The organism is Friedmanniella luteola (genome assembly GCF_900105065.1).
Classification (GTDB): domain Bacteria; phylum Actinomycetota; class Actinomycetes; order Propionibacteriales; family Propionibacteriaceae; genus Microlunatus; species Microlunatus luteolus.
Genome location: NZ_LT629749.1, coordinates 1,491,562 through 1,516,237 on the forward strand (window position 1 = coordinate 1,491,562; position 24,676 = coordinate 1,516,237).

Annotated in this window: 24 protein-coding genes; 20 read left to right on the plus strand and 4 right to left on the minus strand. The window is 73.5% G+C overall.

The features are described from left to right. Positions 1 to 7: 7 nt before the first annotated feature. From BLT72_RS07065 to BLT72_RS07110, 11 genes are all read left to right on the plus strand, one after another. Entirely contained in the window at positions 8 to 1,675 is a 1,668-nt protein-coding gene (locus BLT72_RS07065; RefSeq protein WP_091411468.1) for a CTP synthase, read from the plus strand. Continuing rightward, complete coding sequence (locus tag BLT72_RS07070; RefSeq protein ID WP_231930400.1) at positions 1,672 to 2,334, plus strand: NUDIX domain-containing protein; 663 nt, start codon at positions 1,672 to 1,674, stop codon at positions 2,332 to 2,334. The genes BLT72_RS07065 and BLT72_RS07070 overlap by 4 nt, the downstream gene beginning before the upstream one ends. Before the next feature lie 186 nt (positions 2,335 to 2,520). Then, entirely contained in the window at positions 2,521 to 3,636 is a 1,116-nt protein-coding gene (gene ald, locus BLT72_RS07075; RefSeq protein ID WP_091416922.1) for an alanine dehydrogenase, read from the plus strand. A 63-nt stretch (positions 3,637 to 3,699) separates the two neighbouring features. Beyond that, on the plus strand, positions 3,700 to 4,659 hold the full coding sequence (locus tag BLT72_RS07080; RefSeq protein WP_197677339.1) for a site-specific tyrosine recombinase XerD: 960 nt from the start codon (positions 3,700 to 3,702) through the stop codon (positions 4,657 to 4,659). Between the two features lie 313 nt (positions 4,660 to 4,972). Continuing rightward, the gene (locus BLT72_RS07085; protein ID WP_091416928.1) at positions 4,973 to 5,806 is read left to right on the plus strand and encodes a ParA family protein; all 834 of its coding nucleotides are present in this window, start codon (positions 4,973 to 4,975) and stop codon (positions 5,804 to 5,806) included. Continuing rightward, positions 5,791 to 6,141, plus strand: coding sequence for a hypothetical protein (locus BLT72_RS07090; protein ID WP_091411471.1), 351 nt, complete (start codon positions 5,791 to 5,793; stop codon positions 6,139 to 6,141). Before BLT72_RS07085 ends, BLT72_RS07090 begins: the two co-directional genes overlap by 16 nt. Beyond that, positions 6,138 to 6,992 (plus strand): segregation and condensation protein A, encoded by an 855-nt coding sequence (locus BLT72_RS07095; protein WP_091411474.1) that lies wholly within the window; start codon positions 6,138 to 6,140, stop codon positions 6,990 to 6,992. Before BLT72_RS07090 ends, BLT72_RS07095 begins: the two co-directional genes overlap by 4 nt. Then, a complete protein-coding gene (gene scpB / locus BLT72_RS22685; protein ID WP_197677219.1) occupies positions 6,989 to 7,738 on the plus strand; it encodes an SMC-Scp complex subunit ScpB in 750 nt (249 codons plus the stop codon). Before BLT72_RS07095 ends, scpB begins: the two co-directional genes overlap by 4 nt. Continuing rightward, the gene (locus BLT72_RS22690) at positions 7,735 to 8,493 is read left to right on the plus strand and encodes a pseudouridine synthase (RefSeq protein WP_231930402.1); all 759 of its coding nucleotides are present in this window, start codon (positions 7,735 to 7,737) and stop codon (positions 8,491 to 8,493) included. Before scpB ends, BLT72_RS22690 begins: the two co-directional genes overlap by 4 nt. A 46-nt stretch (positions 8,494 to 8,539) precedes the next feature. Further along, a complete protein-coding gene (gene pafA, locus BLT72_RS07105) occupies positions 8,540 to 9,916 on the plus strand; it encodes a Pup--protein ligase (protein ID WP_091411477.1) in 1,377 nt (458 codons plus the stop codon). An 80-nt stretch (positions 9,917 to 9,996) separates the two neighbouring features. Beyond that, positions 9,997 to 11,001 (plus strand): FKBP-type peptidyl-prolyl cis-trans isomerase, encoded by a 1,005-nt coding sequence (locus tag BLT72_RS07110; protein ID WP_091411480.1) that lies wholly within the window; start codon positions 9,997 to 9,999, stop codon positions 10,999 to 11,001. A gap of 94 nt (positions 11,002 to 11,095) precedes the next feature. On the opposite strand, the gene BLT72_RS07115 is transcribed toward BLT72_RS07110, so the two are convergent. Beyond that, positions 11,096 to 12,226: a DUF3866 family protein gene (locus BLT72_RS07115; RefSeq protein WP_091411482.1), complete on the minus strand. Its 1,131-nt coding sequence runs from the start codon at positions 12,224 to 12,226 to the stop codon at positions 11,096 to 11,098. An 80-nt stretch (positions 12,227 to 12,306) separates the two neighbouring features. Between BLT72_RS07115 and BLT72_RS07120 the strand changes: the two genes are divergently transcribed. Beyond that, positions 12,307 to 13,287 (plus strand): helix-turn-helix transcriptional regulator, encoded by a 981-nt coding sequence (locus BLT72_RS07120; protein WP_091411485.1) that lies wholly within the window; start codon positions 12,307 to 12,309, stop codon positions 13,285 to 13,287. After that, positions 13,284 to 14,255, plus strand: a complete 972-nt coding sequence (locus BLT72_RS07125; RefSeq protein ID WP_091411487.1) for a helix-turn-helix transcriptional regulator — start codon at positions 13,284 to 13,286, stop codon at positions 14,253 to 14,255. The genes BLT72_RS07120 and BLT72_RS07125 overlap by 4 nt, the downstream gene beginning before the upstream one ends. Before the next feature lie 7 nt (positions 14,256 to 14,262). Here BLT72_RS07125 and BLT72_RS07130 read toward each other — a convergent pair whose 3' ends face one another. Further along, the gene (locus BLT72_RS07130; protein ID WP_231930403.1) at positions 14,263 to 14,586 is read right to left on the minus strand and encodes a MerR family transcriptional regulator; all 324 of its coding nucleotides are present in this window, start codon (positions 14,584 to 14,586) and stop codon (positions 14,263 to 14,265) included. 98 nt (positions 14,587 to 14,684) lie between these two features. Here BLT72_RS07130 and BLT72_RS07135 point away from each other — a divergent pair, with 98 nt between their 5' ends. The 6 genes from BLT72_RS07135 (at position 14,685) to BLT72_RS07160 (ending at position 20,821) form a co-directional block, all read left to right on the plus strand. Next, on the plus strand, positions 14,685 to 15,128 hold the full coding sequence (locus tag BLT72_RS07135; protein WP_091411491.1) for an Hsp20/alpha crystallin family protein: 444 nt from the start codon (positions 14,685 to 14,687) through the stop codon (positions 15,126 to 15,128). Between the two features lie 134 nt (positions 15,129 to 15,262). Beyond that, positions 15,263 to 15,493 carry a hypothetical protein gene (locus BLT72_RS07140; RefSeq protein ID WP_091411493.1) on the plus strand — a complete coding sequence of 77 codons (231 nt, stop codon included), beginning with the start codon at positions 15,263 to 15,265 and terminating at the stop codon, positions 15,491 to 15,493. Positions 15,494 to 15,616: 123 nt separating this feature from the next. After that, the gene (gene tatA / locus BLT72_RS23495) at positions 15,617 to 16,024 is read left to right on the plus strand and encodes a twin-arginine translocase TatA/TatE family subunit (protein ID WP_091411495.1); all 408 of its coding nucleotides are present in this window, start codon (positions 15,617 to 15,619) and stop codon (positions 16,022 to 16,024) included. Between the two features lie 15 nt (positions 16,025 to 16,039). Beyond that, the gene (gene tatC / locus BLT72_RS07150) at positions 16,040 to 16,972 is read left to right on the plus strand and encodes a twin-arginine translocase subunit TatC (protein ID WP_091411498.1); all 933 of its coding nucleotides are present in this window, start codon (positions 16,040 to 16,042) and stop codon (positions 16,970 to 16,972) included. Positions 16,973 to 16,978: 6 nt separating this feature from the next. Beyond that, the gene (locus tag BLT72_RS07155) at positions 16,979 to 17,890 is read left to right on the plus strand and encodes a diacylglycerol/lipid kinase family protein (RefSeq protein WP_091411500.1); all 912 of its coding nucleotides are present in this window, start codon (positions 16,979 to 16,981) and stop codon (positions 17,888 to 17,890) included. Between the two features lie 12 nt (positions 17,891 to 17,902). Beyond that, positions 17,903 to 20,821, plus strand: a complete 2,919-nt coding sequence (locus tag BLT72_RS07160) for a DEAD/DEAH box helicase (RefSeq protein ID WP_091411502.1) — start codon at positions 17,903 to 17,905, stop codon at positions 20,819 to 20,821. 28 nt (positions 20,822 to 20,849) lie between these two features. Here BLT72_RS07160 and BLT72_RS07165 read toward each other — a convergent pair whose 3' ends face one another. After that, a complete protein-coding gene (locus tag BLT72_RS07165; protein WP_091411504.1) occupies positions 20,850 to 22,268 on the minus strand; it encodes a metallopeptidase TldD-related protein in 1,419 nt (472 codons plus the stop codon). Continuing rightward, complete coding sequence (locus BLT72_RS07170; RefSeq protein ID WP_197677220.1) at positions 22,265 to 23,767, minus strand: TldD/PmbA family protein; 1,503 nt, start codon at positions 23,765 to 23,767, stop codon at positions 22,265 to 22,267. Before BLT72_RS07170 ends, BLT72_RS07165 begins: the two co-directional genes overlap by 4 nt. Positions 23,768 to 23,895: 128 nt before the next feature. Between BLT72_RS07170 and hisF the strand changes: the two genes are divergently transcribed. Next, the gene (gene hisF, locus BLT72_RS07175) at positions 23,896 to 24,669 is read left to right on the plus strand and encodes an imidazole glycerol phosphate synthase subunit HisF (RefSeq protein ID WP_091411508.1); all 774 of its coding nucleotides are present in this window, start codon (positions 23,896 to 23,898) and stop codon (positions 24,667 to 24,669) included. Positions 24,670 to 24,676: the final 7 nt, after the last annotated feature.

Here is a 24,676-nt window from a genome sequence, read left to right on the forward strand (position 1 = left end):
GAGGCCCGTGGGAGCACGCGAGAAGTACACGAAGCACCTGTTCGTCACCGGCGGGGTCGCCTCCTCGCTCGGGAAGGGCCTGACGGCGTCGAGCCTCGGCTCGCTGCTGGTGGCCCGCGGCCTCTCGGTCTCCATGCAGAAGCTGGACCCGTACCTGAACGTGGACCCCGGCACCATGAACCCGTTCCAGCACGGCGAGGTCTTCGTGACCGAGGACGGCGCCGAGACCGACCTGGACGTCGGCCACTACGAGCGCTTCCTCAACGTCGACCTGTCCGCCGAGGCCAACGTCACCACCGGCAAGGTGTACTCCTCGGTGATCGCCAAGGAGCGCCGCGGGGACTACCTCGGGGACACCGTGCAGGTCATCCCGCACATCACGAACGAGATCAAGGACTCCATGCTGGCCATGGGCGGTCCCGAGATCGACGTGGTCATCCACGAGATCGGCGGCACCGTCGGCGACATCGAGTCGCTGCCCTTCCTCGAGGCCGCCCGGCAGGTCCGCCACGACGTCGGCCGCGAGAACGTCTTCTTCCTGCACGTCTCGCTGGTGCCCTACATCGGCCCCAGCGGTGAGCTGAAGACCAAGCCGACCCAGCACTCCGTGGCCGCCCTGCGCCAGGTCGGCATCCAGCCCGACGCCGTCGTCTGCCGCTCCGACCGGGAGATCCCGGAGTCGGTCAAGCGCAAGATCTCGCTCATGTGCGACGTCGACGAGCAGGCCGTGGTGGCCTGCGTCGACGCGCCGAGCATCTACGACATCCCGAAGGTGCTGCACTCCGAGGGCCTCGACGCCTACGTCGTCCGCCGCCTCGACCTGCGGTTCCGCGACGTCGACTGGACCCGCTGGAACGACCTGCTGGACCGCGTCCACCACCCGAAGGAGGAGGTGGTCATCGCGCTGGTCGGCAAGTACATCGACCTGCCCGACGCCTACCTCTCCGTCAGCGAAGCGCTGCGGGCCGGCGGGTTCGCCAACCGCGCCCGGGTGCAGATCCGCTGGGTGCAGTCCGACGGCTGCGAGACCCCCGAGGGGGCGGCCCGCGCGCTGGGGGACGTCGACGGCATCGTCATCCCGGGCGGTTTCGGCATCCGGGGCGTGGAGGGCAAGGTCGGCGCCGTCCGGTTCGCCCGCGAGCACCAGATCCCCATCCTCGGCCTGTGCCTGGGCCTGCAGGTGATGGTGATCGAGGTCGCCCGGGACCTCGCCGGCCTCGAGGGCGCCGACAGCAGCGAGTTCAACGCCGAGACCCCGCACCCCGTGATCGCCACGATGGCCGAGCAGGTGGCCATCGTCAACGGCAGCGGGGACCTCGGCGGCTCGATGCGGCTGGGCTCCTACCCGGCCGACCTGCTGCCCGGCTCCGTGGTGGCCAAGCGCTACGGCACGACCGACGTCACCGAGCGGCACCGGCACCGCTACGAGGTCAACAACGCCTACCGCGACCGGCTGGAGGAGGCGGGACTGGTCATCAGCGGCACGTCCCCGGACTCGCGGCTGGTCGAGTTCGTCGAGCTGCCCGACGAGGTCCACCCCTACTTCGTCGCCACCCAGGCCCACCCCGAGCTGAAGTCGCGGCCCACCCGGCCGCACCCGCTGTTCGCCGGGCTCGTCGAGGCCGCGCTGGACCGCAAGCTCGCCACCCGGCTGCCCGTGGACGCACGCCGGTGACCACCGTCCTCGCGGCGGCGGAGCTGGCCGACGTCCCGCTGGCCTGGCCGGTGGAGGGCAGCACCGTCCTGGGGCACGGGCACATCGCCGACTTCCGGCAGGACCAGATCCGCACCCCGGACGGCAGCCTGATCACCCGCGAGTACCTGCAGCACCCGGGTGCGGTGGCGGTGATCGCGCTCGACGCCGAGGAGCGGGTCGCCCTGGTCCGGCAGTACCGGCACCCGGTCCGGCACCGGCTGGTCGAGCCGCCCGCCGGGCTGCTCGACGTCGACGGCGAGGACTACCTGGCCGCCGTCCAGCGCGAGCTGGCCGAGGAGGTCGACCTGGCGGCGGGGGAGTGGCACGTGCTCGTCGACCAGTTCTCCACCCCCGGCATCGTCGGGGAGTCGGTCCGGGTGTACCTGGCCCGGGACCTGCGCGGCACCGCCGCCCCCGACGGCTTCGTGCGGGAGGGCGAGGAGGCCGACATGGACGTCGTGTGGGCACCGCTGTCCGACCTCGTCGACGCCGTCCTCGCCGGCCGGCTGCACAACCCGAGCCTCGTGTCCGGGGTGCTCGCGGCCGAGGCCGCCCGGTCCCGCGGCTGGGCCTCGTTGCGGCCCGCCGACGCGCCGTGGCCCGCCCGCGAGCACCTGGTCGCCGCCACCCGTCGCTGACGACCGCGTCACGACCGCCACGACCGCCCGCTGCGCCCCAGCCCGCTCGCTCCCGACCGGGGCCGGCGACTGGCCGGGCTGTGGTCGGTCCTCGAGGGGATCCTCGTCCTGGTCGCCACAGCGCCGACCCGCGGTCGACCAGCGTCGGACCCGTCGGTGAGGGCCGGTGAGTCTATGCTCGGGCGCATGCTGGTAGGAGTCCCGACCGAGATCAAGAACCACGAGTACCGGGTGGCGATCACCCCGTCAGGGGTGACCGAGCTCGTGCAGCACGGCCACGACGTGATCGTCCAGGCGGGGGCCGGGCTCGGTTCCTCCATCCCGGACGACGAGTACGCGGCCGCGGGCGCCAAGATCGTCCCCGACCATGATCAGGTCTGGGGCGACGCGGAGATGATCATGAAGGTCAAGGAGCCGGTGCCCGAGGAGTACCCGCGGATGCAGCCGGGCCAGCTGCTCTTCACCTACCTGCACCTCGCCGCGAACAAGGAGTGCACCCAGGCGCTGGTCGAGCGCCGGGTCACCGGGATCGCCTACGAGACCGTGCAGCTGCCCAGCGGCGCGCTGCCGCTGCTGGCCCCGATGAGCGAGGTGGCCGGCCGGATCGCCCCGCAGGTCGGCGCCTACCACCTGATGGCCCAGGGCGGCGGTCGCGGGACCCTGATGGGCGGTGTCTCCGGGGTCTACGCGGCCAAGGTCGTGGTCATCGGCGCCGGCGTCTCCGGCATGAACGCCGCGGCCATCGCGCTCGGCATGCAGGCCGAGGTGCTGCTGCTGGACCGCAACATCGACAAGCTCCGGGACGCGGACAAGATCTACCAGGGCCACCTGCAGACCGTCGCCTCCAACGCCTTCGAGGTGGAGCGGGCCGTGCTGGACGCCGACCTGGTGATCGGCGCCGTGCTGGTCCCGGGGGCGAAGGCGCCGACCGTGGTCACCAACGCCCTCGTGGCGCGGATGAAGCCCGGCAGCGTGCTCGTCGACATCGCGATCGACCAGGGCGGCTGCTTCGAGGACAGCCGGCCGACGACGCACGCCGAGCCGACGTTCCGGGTGCACGACTCGATCTTCTACTGCGTGGCGAACATGCCGGGCGCGGTGCCGCACACCTCGACCTACGCGCTGACCAACGTGACGCTGCCCTACGCGGTGAGCCTGGCCGACCGCGGCTGGCGGGACGCGCTCCGGGCCGACCCGGCGCTGGCGCTGGGCCTGAACACCTACGACGGCGCCCTGGTCAGCGCGCCCGTCGCGGCCTCCCACGGCGTCGGCCACCGCGAGCTCGCCGACGTGCTGGCCTAGGCGAGCCCGGTGGTCGCGGTCGGACCCGGCCCGGCACCCGCGCCGGCGCCGGCCGCGGACGCGGTGGACGACGGGGCGCTCGGCCGGCTGGTGCAGACCTACCTCGACCACCTCGTCGTCGAACGGGGGGTGTCGCGGCACACCCTGGCCGCCTACCGGCGCGACCTGCAGCGCTACGTCGCCTTCCTGGCCGGCGAGGGCGTCCGCGACCCGGCGGCGGTCACGCCGGCCCTGGTCGCCGAGCACGCGATGCGGCTGCGGGCCGGGGTGCGCGCCGCCGGCGGCGACGGCTGGGCCGTCCCGCCGCTCGCCCCCGCCAGCGTCGCTCGCGCCGTGGTCGCCGTCCGCAGCCTGCACCGGTTCGCCGTGGACGAGGGCGTCAGCGCCACCGACCCGGCGGCGGAGGTCCGGCCCCCGACGCCCGGGCGCCGGCTGCCGAAGGCGCTCCGGGTGGACCAGGTCCAGGCCCTGCTGGCCGCACCGCCCCTCGACACCCCGGCGGGGCTGCGGGACGCCGCCCTGCTCGAGGTCCTCTACGGCACCGGCACCCGGATCTCCGAGGCCGTCGGGCTCGACGTCGACGAGGTGACCCGCGCGCTCGACGACCCGCACGCCGGGCTGCGGGTGCTCGGCAAGGGGCGGAAGGAGCGCCTGGTGCCGCTCGGGTCCTACGCGCGGGCGGCGGTCACGGCCTACCTGGTCCGCGGCCGCCCGGTCCTGGCGGCCCGCGGGACCGGTTCGGCCGCGCTGTTCCTCGGCGCCCGCGGCGCCCGGCTGTCCCGGCAGAGCGGCTGGGCGGTGCTGCAGCGGGCGGCGGAGCAGGCGGGGCTGGGGACCGAGGTGTCCCCGCACACCCTGCGGCACTCCTTCGCCACGCACCTCCTCGACGGGGGCGCCGACGTCCGGGTGGTGCAGGAGCTGCTGGGTCACGCGTCGGTGACCACGACGCAGATCTACACCCTGGTCACGGTCGACCACCTCCGCGAGGTGTACCTGACCTCCCACCCGCGCGCGCACGGGTGAACCGGGGCTGACGGGCCCGCCGGGGAGGAACGCGGGCCTCGGGGCACTAGGCTCACCCGGAGCGTGCGCCGGACGGCGCCCGTCCCCGGCCGGTCCCGCCCCCCGCTCGACCAGGGCCGACGCAGACGCGAGGAGGACCCGAGTGCAGCAGCCCGACGAGGCCGGCGGTCACCCGCCGGTCGGGCAGCCCCCGGTCGTCACCGCCGGTGTGGAGTCGCTCTTCGACCCCGCCGAGAGCGGCGCCCGGACCGCCGAGGAGTTCAAGGTGCCCGGCACCCCGGTCATCGAGGAGCCCCTGATCCCGGAGCCCGTGATGGGCCCGACCGGTCGACCGTGGCCGCACCTGCCCGTGCCCGGACCGCCCACCGGCGGCCCGGCGATGGTCATCGCCCTCTGCAACCAGAAGGGCGGGGTCGGCAAGACCACGACCACGATCAACCTCGGCGCGACGCTGGCCGAGCTGGGCCGCAAGGTGCTGCTGGTCGACTTCGACCCGCAGGGCTCGCTGTCGGTCGGTCTCGGGGTCAACCCGCACACGCTGGAGCGCAGCGTCTACAACCTGCTGCTCACCCGGGACACCACCGCCGACGAGGTCATCGACACCACGAACGTGCCGGGGCTGGACATCCTGCCCAGCAACATCGACCTGTCCGCGGCCGAGATCCAGCTGGTCTCGGAGGTGGCCCGCGAGCAGACGCTGCTGCGGGTGCTGGAGAAGGTCAAGGACCGCTACGACGTCATCCTCATCGACTGCGCGCCCAGCCTGGGCCTGCTGACGGTCAACGCGCTCACCGCGGCCGACAAGGTGATCATGCCGCTGGAGTGCGAGTTCTTCGCCCTCCGCGGCATCGCGCTGCTCAACGACACGATCACCAAGGTGCAGGACCGGCTGAACCCCCGGCTGGAGATCCTCGGCATCCTCGGGACCATGTACGACCCGCGGACGCTGCACAGCCGCGAGGTGCTCGAGCGGGTCGTCCAGGCGTTCGGCGAGACGGTCTTCCACACCGTCATCCGGCGCACCGTCAAGTTCCCGGAGACGACGGTGGCGGGGGAGCCGATCACCACCTACGCCACCAGCTCGCCCGGGGCGGAGGCCTACCGGAACCTGGCCCTGGAGGTGCTGGCCCGATGCCACGCCGGGTGAGCCTGCCGGGTGCGTCGGAGCTGTTCCGGCCCACCCAGGCGGCCGAGCCCGAGCCGGCCGCCGCCCCGGACCCCGCGACGACCGCGCGCCCCACCGACCGCCCGGCCGACCCGTCCCGCGGGTCGGGCCGGGTCCGGCACGACGAGAAGATCACCGTCTACGTCAGCAGCGACGAGCTCGTGGCGCTGGAGCAGGCGCGGCTGACCCTGCGGGCCGAGCACGGGATGGCCGTCGACCGGGGCCGCATCGTCCGTGAGGCCATCGCGGCGCTGCTGGCCGACCTGCAGGCCCAGGGTGGGCACTCCGAGCTCGTCCGGCGGCTGTCCCAGCCGTGAGGGCCGCTCCGGACCGGCCGGCGACGGCCGCGGCGGAGGACGGCGGCCGTCCGGTGGGGTTCCACGTCCACCTCGCCAACTTCGAGGGGCCGTTCGACCTGCTCCTGCAGCTCATCTCGCGGCACAAGCTGGACATCACCGAGGTGGCCCTGTCCGAGGTCACCGTCGAGTTCATCGCCCACCTGAAGGCCGCCGGAGCCGACTGGGACCTGGACCAGACCAGCCAGTTCGTCGTCGTCGCGGCGACCCTGCTGGACCTCAAGGCCGCGCGGCTGCTCCCGTCGGGGGAGGTCGAGGACCCCGAGGACCTCGCCCTGCTCGAGGCCCGGGACCTGCTCTTCGCACGGCTGCTGCAGTACCGGGCCTTCAAGACGGTCGCCGGCCACCTGGCCGCCACCCTCGACGAGCAGGCCCGCCGGTTCCCGCGCGACGTCGCCCTCGAGCCGCGGTTCGCCCGGCTGCTGCCCGAGGTGGTCCTGAACACCACCCCGGAGGCGTTCGCGGCGCTGGCCGCGCGCGCCCTCGCCCCCAAGCAGGCCGACGTCGTCTCCCTGGCCCACCTGCACGCCCCGGCCGTCAGCGTCCGGGAGCAGGCCCGGCTGGTCGTCGACCGGCTCCGGCGCACGGGCGCCCTCACCTTCCGCGCCCTGACCGGGGACTCCCCGGACCGGATCACCACCGTCGCCCGCTTCCTCGCCCTGCTCGAGCTGTTCCGCGAGGGGGCCGTGGCCTTCGAGCAGGTCGCCGCCCTGGGGGAGCTGACCGTACGCTGGACGGGGTCGAGCGAGGGCGAGCTGGACATCTCCGACGAGTTCGACGTCCCCCCGACGCCCAGCGAGGAACCACGATGAGCCAGAGCACGACCGCCGGTCAGCCGGCCGGCGTCCGCGAGACCGCGGAGGCGAGCACCAGCCAGCCGCCGCTGGTCGAGGAGCGCCCGCTCACCCCGGCCGACGTCAGCGGGGCGCTGGAGGCGCTGCTGCTGGTGGCGGAGGAGCCGCGTCGCAGCGACGACCTGGCGGCGGCCCTCGGGGCGCCCGAGCCCGTCGTCCGGCAGGCCCTCGCCGAGCTCGTCCGCTTCTACGACGAGACGGGCCGCGGCTTCGAGCTGCGCGAGGTCGGCGGCGGCTGGCGCTACTGGACGCGCGAGGAGCACGCCGACCTGATCGCCGCGACGGTGCTGGAGGGCCAGCAGGCCCGGCTCAGCCAGGCCGCGCTGGAGACCCTGGCCGTCATCGCCTACACCCAGCCCATCTCCCGCGGTCGCGTCTCCGCCGTCCGCGGGGTCAACGTCGACGGCGTGATCCGCACCCTGCTGGCCCGCGGGCTGGTCGAGGAGGCGGGGCAGGACGTCGACTCCGGCGCCGTCGTCTTCGCCACCACCAGCCACTTCCTGGAGCGGATGGGGCTGCGCTCGCTCGACGACCTGCCGGCCCTGGCGCCGCACCTGCCCGAGGCGTCGGCGCTCGAGGCGGAGCTGGGCCAGCTGGCCGCCGGGTCCGCGCCGGCCGCGACCCCACCTGACGACAACGCCCCGGAGGAGCCCTCCGGGGCGACCGCGGGGACCACGCACGACCGAACCGAGGACAGCCAGTGAACGACGACAACGACGACCAGGGCGGCATCCGCCTGCAGAAGGTGCTCGCCGCGGCGGGCCTCGCCTCCCGCCGGGCGTGCGAGATCATGATCAGCGAGGGCCGCGTCGAGGTGAACGGCAAGCTGGTCCTCGAGCAGGGCCTGCGGGTCGACCCCGAGAGCGACGTCATCCGCGTCGACGGCTCCCGCATCCCGCCGCCCCGCCGGCACCTGTACCTGGTGCTCAACAAGCCGCGCGGCGTGGTCTCGACCATGGACGACCCGGAGGGCCGGCGCAACCTCAACGACCTGCTGGAGGGCAAGCGGCCGGGCAAGCAGAACCGGCTCTTCCACGTCGGCCGGCTGGACACCGAGACCGACGGCCTCATCATCTTGACCAACGACGGCGACTTCGCCCACAAGCTGGCGCACCCCTCCTACGAGGTGCCGAAGACCTACCTCGCCGAGGTCGCCGGCCAGATGCACCCCGCGACCGTCAAGCGGCTCCGCGAGGGGATCGTGCTGGACGACGGCCCGGTCCGGCCCAGCTCCGTGAAGCTCGTCTCGACGGCGGAGGACCGCTCGCTGGTCAAGCTGACGCTGCACGAGGGCCGCAACCACATCGTGCGCCGTACGATGGAGGCCGTCGGCCACCCCGTGCGGAAGCTCTCGCGGACCGGGATCGGCCCGGTGCGGCTGGGCAACCTCAAGAGCGGGGACCTGCGCGACCTCACCCGGGACGAGCTCGGCGGCCTGCTCGACCTGATCAACGACTGACCAGGCTCCGTCACCGGGCACCCGGGCACACCGAGCGAGGAGGGCGATGGACCGCCGGATCTACGGTCTCGAGACCGAGTACGGCGTCGCCTGCACGTCCGGGGGGACGCGGCGGCTCACCCCGGACGAGGTGGCGCGCTACCTGTTCCGGCGGGTCGTCACGTGGGGCCGCAGCAGCAACGTCTTCCTCCGCAACGGCTCGCGCATCTACCTCGACGTCGGCTCCCACCCGGAGTACGCCACCGCTGAGTGCGACGACCTGGTGCAGCTGGTCGACCACGACCGGGCGGGCGAGCGGATCCTCGAGGACCTCATCGTCGACGCCGAGCAGCGGCTGGCCAGCGAGGGCATCACCGGTGACATCTACCTGTTCAAGAACAACACCGACAGCCACGGCAACTCCTACGGCTGCCACGAGAACTACCTGATCAGCCGGGTCGGCGACTTCTCCAAGATCACCGACGTGCTGGTGCCCTTCCTCGTCTCCCGCCAGCTGATCTGCGGCGCCGGCAAGGTGCTGCACACGGCGCGCGGGGCGGAGTTCAGCGTCAGCCAGCGGGCCGAGCACATCTGGGAGAGCGTCTCGTCGGCGACCACCCGCAGCCGCCCGATCATCAACACCCGCGACGAGCCGCACGCCGACCCGGAGCGCTACCGGCGGCTGCACGTCATCGTCGGCGACTCGAACATGAGCGAGACGACGACGCTGCTCAAGGTCGGCACGGCCGAGCTGGTGCTGCGGCTCATCGAGGCCGGCGTGCCGATGCGGGACTTCACGCTGGAGAACCCGATCCGGGCCATCCGTGACATGAGCCGCGACCGGACCGGTCAGGTGCAGGTCGCGCTGGCCAACGGTCGGCGCATCTCGGCCCTGGAGCTGCAGACCGAGTACTACGAGAAGGTCGCCGAGTTCGTGGCCCGCGGCAACCTGGGCACGCCGGTGGTCGACCGGGTGCTGGACCTGTGGGAGCGCACGCTGCGCGCGGTCGCCGAGGACAAGCTGGCCCTGGTCGACACCGAGGTCGACTGGGCGATCAAGCTCAAGCTGCTGGACCGCTACGCCGCCAAGCACGGCCTGAGCCTCGCGGACCCCCGGATCGCCCAGCTGGACCTCGCCTACCACGACATCCGTCGTGGCCGCGGGCTGTTCTCCATCCTGCAGGAGCGCGGGCAGGCGGCCCGGGTGACCACCGAGCCTGCCGTCTTCCGGGCCAAGTCGGTGCCGCCGCAGACCACCCGGGCCAAGCTGCGCGGCGACTTCATCCGGGCCGCGCAGGAGGGCCGCAACGACTACACGGTCGACTGGGTGCACCTGAAGCTCAACGACCAGGCGCAGCGGACGGTGCTCTGCAAGGACCCCTTCCTCGCCGTCGACGAGCGGGTGGACCGGCTGATCGCGTCCATGCGGCGCCCCACCTTCTGAGACCCGACTCCTGTCGCCGCCCCGCCGGGGCGGGCCGCAGAGCACAGGGAGCACCCAGGCCGGGCAGGTAGGGTTCTCCGGTGCTCGCGATCCCCCAGAAGTCCCTGCTCGTCCTCGCGCTGAGCGGGTCGCTGTTCCTCGCCGCCTGCGGGTCCGACGGCGACGCCGCCACCGACCCGTCGGCCAGCGCGGTGCCGAGCGCCTCCGCCAGCGCCACGCCGAGCGCGACGCCGTCGAAGGTGCCCGTCTCCAAGGACTTCGACAAGGTCAGCGTCAGCGGCGACTACGGCAAGTCGCCGAAGATCAAGATCGACGCCCCCTACGCCGTCGACAAGACGCGCACGAAGGTGCTCGAGGACTCCGACGGGGTCGTGGTGCAGGCCGGTCAGACGGTCGAGGTCAACTACTTCGGCGTCGACGGGCGGACGGGCAAGAAGTTCGACGAGTCGTTCAGCGCCGGGAAGGCCGTCGCCTTCTCCCTCGACCAGGTGGTGCCCGGCTTCAGCAAGGGCCTCACGGGTCAGAAGAAGGGCAGCCGCGTCCTCATCGCCATGCCGGGCTCCGACGGCTACGACGCCAGCGGCGGCAACGCGCAGGCGGGCATCGAGGTGGGCGACACCCTCGTCTTCGTGGTCGACATCGTCGACGTCCAGCTGAGCGAGCCCTCCGGTGCCGCGGTGAAGCCGAAGGCGGGCCTGCCGACGGTCACCGGGGCGCTCGACAAGCCGGACATCACGATCCCCAAGACCGACCCGCCGAAGACCCTCGTCGTGCAGCCCCTGATCAAGGGCGAGGGCAAGAAGGTCGCCGCCACCGACACCATCACCTTCGCGTACCGCTGGGAGATCTGGGAGGACGGCCGGCTCGTCGAGCAGTCCTACGGCCAGAAGCCGGGCAACGCGGCCCTCTCCGGCCTCGTCGCCGGCCTGCAGGAGGGGCTGACCGGCCAGACCGTCGGCAGCCGGGTGCTGCTGGTGATCCCCCCGGACAAGGGCTACCCCGACGGCAACGCCGAGCCCAAGGTCGCCAAGGGCGAGACCCTCGTCATGGTCGTCGACCTGCTCTTCGCCCAGGCCGGCCAGTAGCAGGACCCCGCTCCCCGAGCTCGCCGAAGGCCCGAGCTCGTCGAAGGCCTGAGCCAAGGGCGCGGGGGGGAGCTCGGGGCGCGGTGAGCGCGGCTCAGGGAGGGGTGTCCACCAGGGCGGCCGCGTGCCGACCGGCGGCGGCGGCGGCGAGGAAGTAGGCCGGGTCGCCGTCCAGACCGCGGCCCATCGTGGACAGCGGCACCGGTGAGCCGGTGAGCGCGGTGTCCAACCCCGTGAGAGGCACCCGGACCGCCCGGTGCCGGCTCAGCGTGGCGACGGCGGCGTCCACCTCCGCGGCCACGGCCACCACGTCGTCGAGCCCGCCCACACCGGTCAGCGCGCCGGCGGCGGCGAGGTCGGGGACGGCGAGGTCGGCGGGCAGCAGGGCCACCCGGCCGTAGGCCGTGACGCTGTGGTGGGAGAGCCCGCGGTGCCGGGGCCGGGCGTCGGCCGTCGAGATCCGCAGCGAGCCGACCGGCCGCCCGCCGAGGGTCGCGGCGGCGTTGACCGCCTCGCCCACCCCGACGCCGGAGAAGCCCCACCGGGTCCCGGTGCCGAGGTTGCCCGGGCCCTGGCTCACCACCACGAGGTCCGCCCCGAGCGCGAGCCGGGCCGCCAGCAGGCCGGAGTGCACCGTGACGGCCTCCAGGTCGCCGCCGAAGGCCTGGCCCACCGTCACCGTGCCGGCGAGCAGGCCTCCCTCGCGGAGCCGCGCCACCGTGCGGGAGAACGCCAGCGGCAGGGCGCCCTGGTCGCTCATCACGTAGACCACGCGCGTGCCGGGCCGGTCGTGCGCGACAGCCAGCAGGGCTGGCGCGAGCGCGGAGTGCAGGTCGGCGACCAGCACCGGGAGCCCGGCGAGGTCGTCGGCGTCCGCCAGCAGGGCGTGGTGCGGGGACCCCTGCTCGTCCGCCCCCGCGACCATCGCCTGCTGCGGCAGGTAGCGGGCCTTGACGAGGTGGCCGGCGGGCTGCGGCGGCTGGCCGCGCAGGTCACCGTCGGGGGTCAGGGCGGCGATCACCAGGGCGTAGCCGCCGGTGCCCAGTCCACGCTCCAGCGCGGCGACGTTCAGCAGCACCCGGTCGCCGACCTCCGGAGCGGCCATCAGCGCGGTGTAGGCCAGCGCCCGCACGGCGGACCCGTCGGCGCGGGCCACGGTGAGCTCGACCGCCCCGGGCCATCCGCCGCGGACCACCGTGACGCGCCCGTCAGCCCAGATGATCATGCGGAGAACCCTAGGGGCTGGTGGCGGCTGGTACGGTTCCACCGACCCGTGGCCCCCGAGCGGGTGAGGAGAACGCACGCATGGCACCGCGCAAGACCGAGCGCATCCTCAACCTCACCATCTGCCTGCTGGTCTCCGGCCGTTTCGTGCCCAAGAGCCGCATCCGCGAGGCCGTCGAGGGCTACCACGACCTGACCGACGCCGCCTTCGAGCGCACCTTCGAGCGGGACAAGGACGAGCTGCGGGCGCTGGGCGTGCCGATCGAGGTGGGCACCTTCGACCCCCTCTTCGACGACGAGCCCGGCTACCGCATCCTCCCCGGAGAGTTCGAGCTGCCGCCGATCGACCTCGACGCCGAGGAGGCGTCGGTGGTGGGCGTCGCGGCGCGCGTCTGGCAGCACGCGAGCATGGCCGCGTCGACGGGGAGCGCGATCGCCAAGCTGCGGGCCGCCGGCGTCGAGCCCGACCCGTCCCTGCTGGCCTCGCTCGAGCCCTCGGTCCAGGCCACCGAGGCCGGCTTCGAGCCGCTGTGGGTGGCGGTGCTGGAGCGCATCCGGATGAGCTTCACCTACCGCGACGGCAGCCGCCGGACGCTGGAGCCGTGGGGGATGACGTCCTCGAAGGGCCGCTGGTACGTCATCGGCCGCGACGTCGACCGGGACGCGACCCGGATGTTCAAGCTCTCCCGGATGACCGACCTGCCCCGGCGGGAGTCCAAGCCCGGGGCGTACGCGGTGCCGGCCGACCTCGACCTGCGCTCGCTGGCCCGGGCGCTGAGCCCCCGCGAGCCGACCGAGGAGGCGGTCCTCGCGCTCCGGGCCGGGCGGGCCCCCGGGCTGCGCCGACGGGGCCGGCCCGGCAGCAGCGACGTCCCGCTGCCCAGCGGCTTCGAGGTGCACGTCGTCGCCTTCTCCGACCTGCGCTCGGGCGCCGAGGAGATCTGCCGCTACGGCGCCGACGTGGTCGTGCTGGAGCCGGCGGAGCTGCGTGAGCGGGTGGTGCAGGGGCTCACGGCGGTCGCCCGCCGCACGGCGGTGCCGGCGACCAGCGGGGCGGCATGACCTCCCAGGCGCAGGTGCGCCGGCTGCTGAGCCTCGTGCCCTACCTCCGCGAGCACGACGGCGCCGCGATGGCCGACGTGGCCAAGGCGTTCGGGATCAGCGTCCGCACGCTGCGCGAGGACCTCAACGTGCTCTGGATGTGCGGGATGCCGGGGCTGACCCCGGGCGACCTCATCGACATCGACATGGACGCCGTGGAGGGGGAGGGCGTCATCCACCTGAGCAACGCCGACTACCTGACGCGGCCGCTGCGGCTCTCCACCGACGAGGCCCTCGCGCTGGTGCTGGGGCTGCGGACGCTGCGCGAGATCGCCGGTCCCGGGCAGCGCGCGGCCGTGGACCGGGCGCTGCGCAAGCTGGAAGCCGCCTCGGGGTCGGCACCCACGGACCAGGCCAGCGTCAGCGTCACCGCGGCGCAGGACGAGATCCAGGCCCGGATCGCCGAGGGCCTGCAGCGGCAGGTGCAGCTGGACCTCACCTACGACGTGGCCTCGCGCGCCGAGACGACCCGGCGGATGGTCGACCCGCTGCGGGTCTTCGTCCTCGAGGGGTACGGCTACCTCGAGGCGTGGTGCCACTCGGCGGTGGCCCTGCGCACCTTCCGGCTGGACCGGATCGCGGCCGTCGAGGTGACCGACCTGCCGGTCGAGGCGCACGACGTCGTCCTCAAGGACCTGACCAAGGGCTGGTTCGAGACGCTCAAGGACGCCCCGCTCGTCACCCTCGACCTCGCACCCGAGGCGACCTGGGTGGCGGAGTACTACCCGACCGAGGCGACGTCCGCGCGCCCGGACGGCGGGCTGACGGTGACGCTCCGGGTCCGCGACCCCGGCTGGCTGCGCGGCCTGCTCCTGGGGCTGCGGGGCGGGGCCACCGTCGTCGCCCCGGCGGGAGCCGGCGACTCCGCGGCCGAGGCCGCCCAGGAGGCGCTGGACCAGTACGCCGTGCTCTTCGCCCCGGCGGGCTGAGCCCGGCTCACGCCGACGGGGAGGACCCGTCGGTGGCGCCGTCAGCGTTCTGACGGACCTCGGCGAGGTCGTCCTGCAGGTCGAGCACCATGGCGACCCCGGCGAGGTTGAGCCCGGCGTCGAGCAGGGCGGTGATCCGACCGAGCCGGACGACGTCGTCGCGGCTGTACAGCCGGGTGCCGCCCGCGGTCCGGCTGGGGGTGAGCAGCCCGCGGCGCTCGTAGAGCCGCAGGTTCTGCACCCCGGTGCCGACCAGCTCGGCGGTCACCGAGATGCCGTACAGACCGCGGGCGTCCGCGTCCGAACCCGGCTCCACTTTTTCTGCTGCCACGCTTGCAGGCTAGCCGCTGCGGGTGCTATAAACAATCTGTAGCAGCGAACACAGATCACTGCTCACCACCTCACATCACCGTCGAAGGGAGAGACCCCATGTTGATGCGCACCGACCCGTTCCGCGACCTCGACCGGCTCACCCAGCAGGTGTTCGGCACCGCCGCACGTCCGGCCATGATGTCGATGGACGCCTGGCGGGAGGGCGACACCTTCACCGTCGAGTTCGACCTGCCGGGCATCGACCCCAGCTCGATCGACCTCGACGTCGAGCGGAACGTGCTCACCGTCCGCGCCGACCGGCCCGCGCGCGAGGGCATCGCCGAGCTCGTCGCCGCCGAGCGGCCGCGCGGCGTCTTCAGCCGCCAGCTGATCCTCGGCGACAACCTCGACACCGAGCGGATCAGTGCCGCCTACCACGCCGGCGTCCTGCGGCTGGATATCCCCGTGGCCGAGAAGGCGAAGCCGCGCAAGATCAGCGTCCAGGCCAGCGAGGACTCGCAGATCGTCGAGGGCGAGAGCCAGAAGGTCCTGCAGAGCTAGCTGGTCCTCGCTCGGACGCGGACCGCGCTCCGGCCTCCGTCGACGTCGTCGACGGAGGCGCGCGGTCCGTGTGCCGGGTCGGCACCGCCGCCTCGTGCGGTGATGCCGAGCGAGACCACCTCTAGACTCGGCTCGTGCTCTGGGTCGTCCTGTTCCTCGTCCTCGCGCTGGGGGCGCTGGCCGTGCTGGTCGGCTACGCCGTCTGGCTGGCCCACAAGACCGCTGACGTGCTCAGCGAGGTGGGCCAGCTCGCGGACCGAGCCGCCCAGCTGGCCGACCTCGTCGGTCAGGTCGGGGTGCCCGCGGCGGCGCCCGGCGAGTCCCCGACCGGTCCTGTGACCGGACGTGCGGGGCGCGGGCGGTAGCAGCCGACCGGGGCGGCCGACGCCGAGACCCGGTCCCCGAGCGGACCCCGTTGCGGTGCGGCCGACGTAGGATGACCGACAGGCGTAGGCAACGCCGCCGCATCTGGGAAACGAGGCACCTCCATGCTCCACCCGCTGATCTTCAACCTCGGTCCGACCGAGCTGATCATCATCTTGGTCATCGTCCTGCTGCTCTTCGGCGGCTCCCGTCTCGCCGGTCTGGGCAAGAGCACGGGCCGCGCGCTGAAGGAGTTCAAGGAGGAGACCAAGGGTCTCCGCGACAAGGACGAGCCGGAGCAGGGCGGCACGACCGCCGGCGGCGCCACCAGCCAGACGCCGCAGATCGCCCCGTACCCGCCCCAGCAGACCGGCTACACCCAGCCGCAGCAGACCGGGTACGGCCAGCCGCAGCAGAACGGCTACGGCCAGCCGCAGGCCCCGCAGCAGCAGCCCTACGCCGACAACGCCTACCCGCCGGCGCCGTCCGACGTGGAGCAGCCCGCTGACCGCGACCTGCGCCGCGACGTCTGACCCAGACCCCCACCGGTGTCCCTCACCATCAAGGGGCGGCCCCTGAAGCTCAGCTTCGCCTGGCTCCGGCCGCCGCCCGCGCCCGCCGACGGGTCGATGACCCTCTTCGAGCACCTCCGGGAGCTGCGCTACCGCCTCGTCGTCGCCGCCCTGGCCATCACGGTCGGCACGATCGTCGCGTGGTTCTTCCGGGGGGTGCTCATCGACGTCCTGCTCGCGCCCTACTACCAGGCGGCGGCCGACCTCAAGGCCAAGAACCCGGCCGCGGTGCTGCAGGTCGTCAACAACGGGATCGCCTCGCCGTTCACCCTGGCCCTCAAGGTCTCGGCGCTGGCCGGGCTCATCCTCACCTCGCCGATCTGGCTCTGGCAGGTCTGGTCCTTCATCGTCCCGGGCCTGCTGGCCAAGGAGAAGAAGTGGGCGATGATCTTCATCGCCGCCGCCACCCCGCTCTTCTGCGCCGGCGTCGCCGTCGGCTACATCGTGATGCCGAAGGGCATCAGCGTGCTGCTCGGCTTCACCGAGGGCGGCGTCACCAACCTGCAGGACATCAACCAGTTCCTGTCGTTCCTGATGCGCCTGATGCTGGTGTTCGGGGCGGCGTTCCTGATCCCGCTGGTCGTGCTGATGCTCAACATCCTCGGCGTGGTGCCGGCCCGCTACCTGTCGAAGTACCGCACCTACGTCATCTTCGGCACCTTCGTGTTCGGGGCGATCGCCACCCCGTCCACCGACCCGTTCTCGATGCTGGCCCTCGCGGCCCCGATGACGGTGCTCTTCCTGGCCGCCGAGATCATCGCCCACATCCTCGACCGCCGGAAGGCGCGCCGCGCCGCCCTGGCCGGTGACGACCTGCTGCTGGCGGGGAGCGTCGACCAGGACACGGCGCTCCAGCAGCTCAGCGAGGACGACGACGACGACGACGGCTCCCGGAGCAGCGGGAGCTAGGGGGCCGTGCCCCGACGCATCGTGCTGGTCGTCAACCCGACGGCCGGCCGGGGCCGGGCCGCCCGGGCCCTGCCCGCGGTCCAGGACCGCCTCCGCGCGTCCGGGGCCGACCTCCGGGTGGTGCCCAGCACCGACTACGGGCACGCGCGCGACGCGATGGCCTCGGCCGTCGCGTCCGGTGCCGACGTGCTCGCGGTGATGGGCGGGGACGGGATGATGCACCTGGGCCTCAACGCGTGCGCCGACCAGGCGGCGGCCCAGCCGACCCTGCTGGGCCTGATCCCCGGTGGGACCGGCAACGACCTCTGCCGCGGCGTCGGGCTCGACCCCGCCGACCCGGTGGCGGCGGCCGGTGTGGTGGCCGACGGCACCCGCCGCGACCTCGACCTGATCCGGGTGGCGGGGCGCTACGTCGGGGCCGTGCTGGCCACCGGCTTCGACGCCCTCGTCAACCGGCGGGCCAACGGGATGCCCTTCCCGCGCGGCTCCGCCCGCTACCCGCTCGCGGCGCTGGCCGAGCTGCGGGTCTTCTCCCCGCTCCGCTACCGGCTGGTCCTCGACGGCGCCGTGCGCGAGCTGGAGGCCATGCTGGTCGCGGTCGGCAACACCACCACCTACGGCGGCGGCATGCAGATCTGCCCGGCCGCCGACGCCACGGACGGCTGGCTGGACGTCACCGTGATCCACCCGGTCAACCGGCTCACGCTGCTCCGGCTGCTGCCGCAGATGAACTCCGGCCGGTTCGCCCGGCACCCCTGCGTCGAGCAGCTGCGGGCCCGCGTCGTCCGGGTCGACGGGGAGACCGACGACGGGGGACCGCTGGTCACCTTCGGGGACGGGGAGCAGGTCGGCGCCGTGCCGGTCGACGCCACGGTGGCCCCGGAGGTCCTCCCGCTGGTGGTTTCGACGGCCCGGTAACTTGGGTCCATCATGGCCAACCCCGCGATGGACGACGACCTGACCGCTCCCCGGAGCCCGGCGGAGGCCTACAGCCGGTTCAAGACCCGCCAGTCCTCACCCCTGCTGACCCAGTTCGCCGACGGCTACGGGTTCGCCTTCGACGACTACCAGCGCGAGGCCTGCGCGCACGTCGAGTCCGGGTCGGGCGTGCTGGTGGCGGCCCCGACCGGCGCCGGGAAGACCATCGTGGGCGAGTTCGCCGTCTTCCTGGCCCTCCAGGAGGGCCGCAAGTGCTTCTACACCACCCCGATCAAGGCGTTGTCCAACCAGAAGTACGCCGACCTGGTCCGCCGGCACGGAGCCGCGAACGTCGGCCTGCTGACGGGGGACTCCTCGGTCAACTCCGAGGCGCCGGTCGTGGTGATGACCACCGAGGTGCTCCGGAACATGATCTACGCGCGCTCGGCGACCCTGGCCAACCTCGGCTACGTGGTGATGGACGAGGTCCACTACCTCGCCGACCGCTTCCGCGGCGCGGTGTGGGAGGAGGTGATCATCGGGCTGGCCGAGTCGGTCCAGGTGGTCGCGCTGTCCGCCACCGTGAGCAACGCCGAGGAGTTCGGCGAGTGGCTGTCGGAGGTCCGCGGGGCCATGGCCGTCGTCGTCTCCGAGCGCCGGCCGGTGCCGCTGTTCCAGCACGTCATGGTCGGCCGGACGATCTACGACCTGTTCGCCGACGAGGCGCCCACCGCCGTCGCCGCCCCCAAGGGCCGGGAGCCCGAGGTCAACCCGGCCCTGCTCAAGGTCGCGCGGGACGAGTCCCGGTTCGTCCGGGACGACTCGCGCCGCCCGCGGGGGCGCAACGGCAAGGGCCAGCGCGCCGTCGCCTACGGCAGCGGCAGCTACGGCGGCGCGCACCGCTCGCGGAACGACAGCGTCCGCACCGACGCCGCCGGGCGCCGGCCCCGACCGCTGAGCGCGCCCAGCCGGGCCGAGATGGTGGAGCGGCTCGACTCCGAGGGCCTGCTGCCCGCGATCGTCTTCATCTTCAGCCGGGTCGGCTGCGACGGCGCCGTCCGCCAGCTGCTCGCCTCCGGCGTCCGGCTGACCACCCGCGAGGCCCAGGCGGAGATCTCCGCCATCCTCGAGCGGCACGTGTCCGGCCTCAGCCCCTCCGACCTGCGGGCGCTGGACTACGACCGCTTCGCCGAGGCCCTCGTCCGCGGCATCGCGTCGCACCACGCCGGGATGCTGCCGGCCTTCAAGGAGTGCGTGGAGGAGGCCTTCGTCCGCGGCCTGATCAAGGTGGTCTTCGCGACCGAGACGCTGGCGCTCGGCATCAACATGCCGGCCCGCAGCGTCGTGCTGGAGAAGCTGGTCAAGTACAACGGCGAGACGCACGCCGACATCACGCCGGGGGAGTACACCCAGCTCACCGGGCGGGCCGGCCGCCGCGGGATCGACGTCGAGGGGCACGCCGTGGTGCTCTGGCAGTCCGGGCTGGACCCGCGCGCCGTGGCCGGCCTGGCCTCGCGCCGCACCTACCCGCTGCGCTCGTCGTTCGCCCCCACCTACAACATGGCCGTCAACCTCGTCGGCAGCGTCGGCCGGGAGCGGGCCCGCACCCTGCTCGAGCAGTCCTTCGCCCAGTTCCAGTCCGACCGCAGCGTCGTCGGCCTGGCCCGCTCGCTGGCCAGGAACACCGAGGCGATCCGCGGCTACCTCGCCTCCGCGCAGTGCGACAAGGGCGACTTCACCGAGTACGCGCGGATGCGCGCCGAGGTGGCTGAGCTCGAGGCCGCGGCGGCCCGGGAGCGGCGCACCGACCGGCGGGCCGAGGCCGTGCAGGCCCTGCTCGGGCTCAAGCCTGGGGACATCCTGCGGGTGCCGAGCGGGAAGAGCCAGGGCTGGGTGGTGGTGATCGACCCCAGCACCCGCGTCGAGGACCAGGGTCCACGGCCGATGGTGATGACCGACGACCGGCAGGTCCGCCGGCTGTCGGTCACCGACTTCCCGGTCCCGCCCGTCGTCGTCGGCCGGATGCGCGTGCCCAAGCACTTCAACGCGAAGGAGCCGGCGTCGCGCCGCAACCTCTCGGCCGCGTTCCGCAGCAAGCTGTCCGAGGTCGACCTGACCCCGACCCGGCAGCGCGGCGCCGCTGCCGAGGGAGAGCTCGCGGAGGAGATCGCCACCCTGCGCGACGCCCTGCGGCGGCACCCCTGCCACCTCTGCCCCGACCGGGAGGCGCACGCCCGCTGGGCCGAACGGGCGCTCAAGCTGGAGCGGGAGAACGCGCGCACGCAGGAGCGGGCGGCCACCCGGACCAACACCATCGCCACGCACTTCGACAAGATCTGCCTCGTGCTGGAGTCCCAGGGCTACCTGAGCGGCGACGGCCAGAGCCGGGTGACCGACACCGGCCGGATGCTGGCCCGGATCTACGCCGAGCTGGACCTGGTGGCGGCCGAGTGCATCCGCGACGGCGTCCTCGACGACCTCACGGCGCCGCAGCTGGCCGCGGTGCTGTCCTCGCTGGTCTTCCAGGCCCGCCGCAGCGACGACGGTGCCCGCCGGCCCCGGATGCCCGACCACCGCAGCAACGAGGCGATGGGTGAGGTCCGGCGGATCTGGCGGACGGTCTCGCTGGTGGAGCGGGACGCCCGGCTGCCCCGGGCCCCCGAGCCCGACATGGGGTTCAGCGAGATCGCCTACGGCTGGGCCGCCGGGCGTTCGCTGGCCCAGGTGCTCACCGACACCGACCTCACCGCCGGGGACTTCGTCCGCTGGGTGCGCCAGGTGACCGACTTCGCCGGCCAGATCGCCGACGCCGCCGGACCCGGCCCGCTGCGGGAGGTGGCCCACGAGGTGGTCCGCTCGATGCGCCGCGGGGTGGTCACCTACTCCGCCGACGACGACGAGCCCGCCGAGGACCTCATCGACCTCGGGTGAGGAGAGACCCGGCCGGAGCCACGGAAGCTCAGCTCGCCTGGCTGACCGTCGACATGTTGAAGTCGGGCACCCGCACCGGCGGCACCAGCGTGCGGTTGTAGAAGTCGTTCCACTCCCGGCACAGCGTGGACTCCGGGGCGCCCACCTCGGTGATCCGGCCGAGCAGCTCGACGGGTGACTCGTTCCAGCGGAAGTTGTTGACCGCGCCCTTCACCTCGCCGTCCTCGACCAGGTAGACGCCGTCCCGGGTGAGCCCGGTCAGCAGCAGCCGCTCCGGGTCGACCTCCCGGATGTACCAGAGGCAGGTCAGCAGCAGCCCGCGCTCGGTGCGGGCGATCATGTCCTCGAGCGTCGCCCCGGTGCCGGGCCCCGTGGCGGTCACCACGAGGTTGTCGGCCGGGGGCGTGGGCCGCTGTCCCGTGGTGGCCGCGTGCGCGCGGTTGCGGACCAGCTCGGTGAGCACGCCGTCGGTGACCCAGGCCGTCGGCTCGACGGCGAGGCCCGCGTCGAAGACGAAGGACGTGCCGTCCTCGGACTGCAGCTGGTCGACGAACGGCACCGTCTCCAGCCCGGGAGCCGCCGGGTCCGAGCGGAGGGTGATGGGCAGCGGGGCCAGCCGCTCGCCGACGCGGGTGCGGCCGTCGCCGGCGCCGAACACGTTCCGGCCCTCCTCGGCGTCGCGGGCGTTGGCCGTCCACAGCAGGTAGACCAGCAGGTCCGCCACCGCGCCCGGCGGCAGCAGGGTCTCGTAGCGGCCCGCCGGCAGGTCGACCCGGGTGGCCGCCCAGCCGAGCCGGGTCCGCAGCTGGCCGTACAGGGCGGCCACGTCGACGTCGGTGAAATCGCGGGAGGGGACGCCGACCCAGGCCGAGGCCGTGAGGTCGTCGGTCTTGCCGTTGAACTCGAAGCGGCCCGTCGGCTGGACCCCGCGGAGCCGCAGACCCGTGCTGCTGCCCAGGTAGGTCGTCGTGACGATGTGCTCGGCGAACCCGTACAGGAGGTGCCCGTGGCTGACGGCGGCCGCGAAGGCGGCGCCGAGGCCGTCGGCGACCTGCGTCAGGGCCTCGATGCTCGTCGTCGCCGGCGGCTCGTCGAACGCCGCCGACCGCTCGCCCTCGACGAGCGGCGCGGCGTTCTCCGACGGCGGACCACCCCGCGCGGCGCGCTCGGCCGCGGCCACCACCGCGGCCACCTCCGCCACGTCGACGACCTCCTGGCTGACGGTCCCCACAGCCGTGCCGCCCTCGACGGGAGCGGTGGCGACCACGGTCAGGGTGCGGCTGTGCATCTCGCCGTTGGTGGTGAGCTCGTTGGCGGCCCAGCGCAGGTTCGCCTCCCACCGCTCGGTCAGGCGGACGACGCCGGGCAGGGTGGCCCGGCCGAGCGCCTCCTCGACCAGCTGCTGGGCGGTGGCGGCGGCGGTGGTGGTGGTGGTGGGCACGGTCATCCCTGGCTCCCCTCGGCGGCGGTGTTGAGGATGTTGACGCCGCGGAACAGCGCGGACGGGCAGCCGTGGGACACCGGGGCCACCTGGCCCGGCTGGCCCTTGCCGCAGTTGAAGGCGCCGCCCAGGACGTAGGTCCCGGGTCCGCCGACCGCCTCCATCGAGCGCCAGAAGTCGGTCGTCGTCGCCTGGTAGGCGACGTCGCGGACCTGGCCGGCCAGCCGGCCGTCCTCGATCCGGTAGAACCGCTGGCCGGTGAACTGGAAGTTGTAGCGCTGCATGTCGATCGACCAGGACTTGTCGCCGACGACGTAGAGGCCGCGCTCGACCCGCCCGACGAGGTCCTCGGTGCTGGGGCCCTCGGCGGCCGGCTGCAGCGAGACGTTGGGCATCCGCTGCATCGGGATGTGGCCGGGGGCGTCGGCGAAGGCGCAGCCGTTCGAGCGGCCGAGCTGCTTCTCCGCGGCCATCTGCCGGTTCAGCTGGTAGCCGACCAGGGTGCCGTCGCGGACGATGTCGAACTCCTGCTGCGCGACCCCCTCGTCGTCGAAGCCGATGGTGGCCAGCCCGTGCTCCGCGGTCCGGTCGCCCGTCACGTGCATCACCGGGCTGCCGTACTGCAGGCGGCCGAGCTGGTCGAAGGTCGCGAACGAGGTGCCGGCGTAGGCCGCCTCGTAGCCGAGTGCGCGGTCCAGCTCGGTGGCGTGCCCGATCGACTCGTGGATAGTGAGGAACAGGTTGGACGGGTCGACCACCAGGTCGTAGCGGCCCGCCTCGACCGACGGGGCGGCGACGTGCTCCGCGAGCAGCGACGGCAGCTCGGCCACCTCGGCGTCGAAGTCCCAGCCGGTGCCGGTGAGGTACTCCCAGCCGCGGCCCGCCGGGGGGGCGAGCGTCCGCATGGTCGCGAACCCCTCGGCGCCGACGTGCACCGCGGTGAGCTGCGCCTGCACCCGGACGCGCTGCTGCGTCGTCGTGGTGCCCGCCAGGTTGGCGAAGTACTTGTTCTCCTGCACCCAGGCCAGGTCCGCGTTCGCGTGGGTGACGCCGTCGGCGGCCAGCAGCGGCTCCACCAGGGCCAGCAGCCGGGCCTGCCGCTCGGCCTCGTCCACGTCGAAGGGGTTGACCTCGTACGCCGACACCCAGCGGGCGTCGGCGTGCACCGGCTCGTCGGCCAGCTCGACCAGCTGCGGGGTGAGCGGCTTCGACACCCTGGCGGTGGCCACGGCGCGCTCGGCCAGCCGGGCGGCGCTGTCGACCGTCAGGGCGATGTCGCCGGCGAACCCCCACACGCCCTCGTGCACGACGCGGACCGAGAGGCCCAGCGTCTGGGTGTCGGCCGACGTCTCCAGCGCCCGGTCGCGCAGGCTCCGGTAGCCGCTGCGCAGGCGCTCGACGCGGACGTCGGCGTGGCTGCAGCCCAGCTCGGCCGCCCGCGACAGGGCCGCGTCGCGGAGCCGGTCCAGCGGCAGGGCGAGGAAGCTGTCGTCGAGTTCGGGCACGCGTGCACTGTAATCGGGTGGTGACCGGCACGGCTCCGCCCGGCAGGTCCCCCCGGTGGTCGACGGCGGGCTCCCGGGCGCCGCGCAGCCGGCCAGCGGGGAGGGTGACCTGACCTAGGCTGTCCGCCATGTCGGTCGCCGTCCGGGTCATCCCCTGCCTCGACGTCCACGAGGGCCGGGTGGTCAAGGGCGTCAACTTCGTCGACCTGCGCGACGCGGGCGACCCCGTCGAGCTCGGCTCCGTCTACGGCCACGAGGGCGCCGACGAGCTGACCTTCCTCGACGTCTCCGCCTCCGTCGAGGGCCGCCGGACGACGCTCGACGTGGTCCGCCGCACCGCCGAGACCGTGCTGATCCCGCTGACCGTGGGCGGCGGCGTCGGCTCGGTCGGCGACGTCGACGGCCTGCTCCGCGCCGGGGCCGACAAGGTCAGCATCAACACCGCGGCCATGCGCCGGCCCGAGGTGATCACCGAGATCACCCAGCGGTTCGGCAACCAGGTGCTCGTCCTCTCCGTCGACGCCCGTCGCTCCGCCGCCACCCCGTCGGGGTTCGAGGTCACCACGCACGGCGGCCGGCAGTCGGCCGGTGTCGACGCGGTGGAGTGGGCCGCCCGGGCCGCCGAGCTCGGGGTGGGGGAGATCCTGCTCAACTCGATCGACGCGGACGGGACGACCGACGGCTTCGACCTGGAGATGATCCGGGCCGTCCGGGCCGTCGTGGACGTGCCGCTGATCGCCTCCGGCGGGGCGGGCCGGGCCGAGGACTTCCCGCCGGCGGTCGCCGCCGGGGCGGACGCCGTGCTCGCGGCGACCGTGTTCCACTTTGGTACCGTGCGGATCTCGGAGGTCAAGCAGGCGATCCGCGACGCCGGCTACCCCGTGCGCCTCGGCGCCGCGTGAAGAGGAG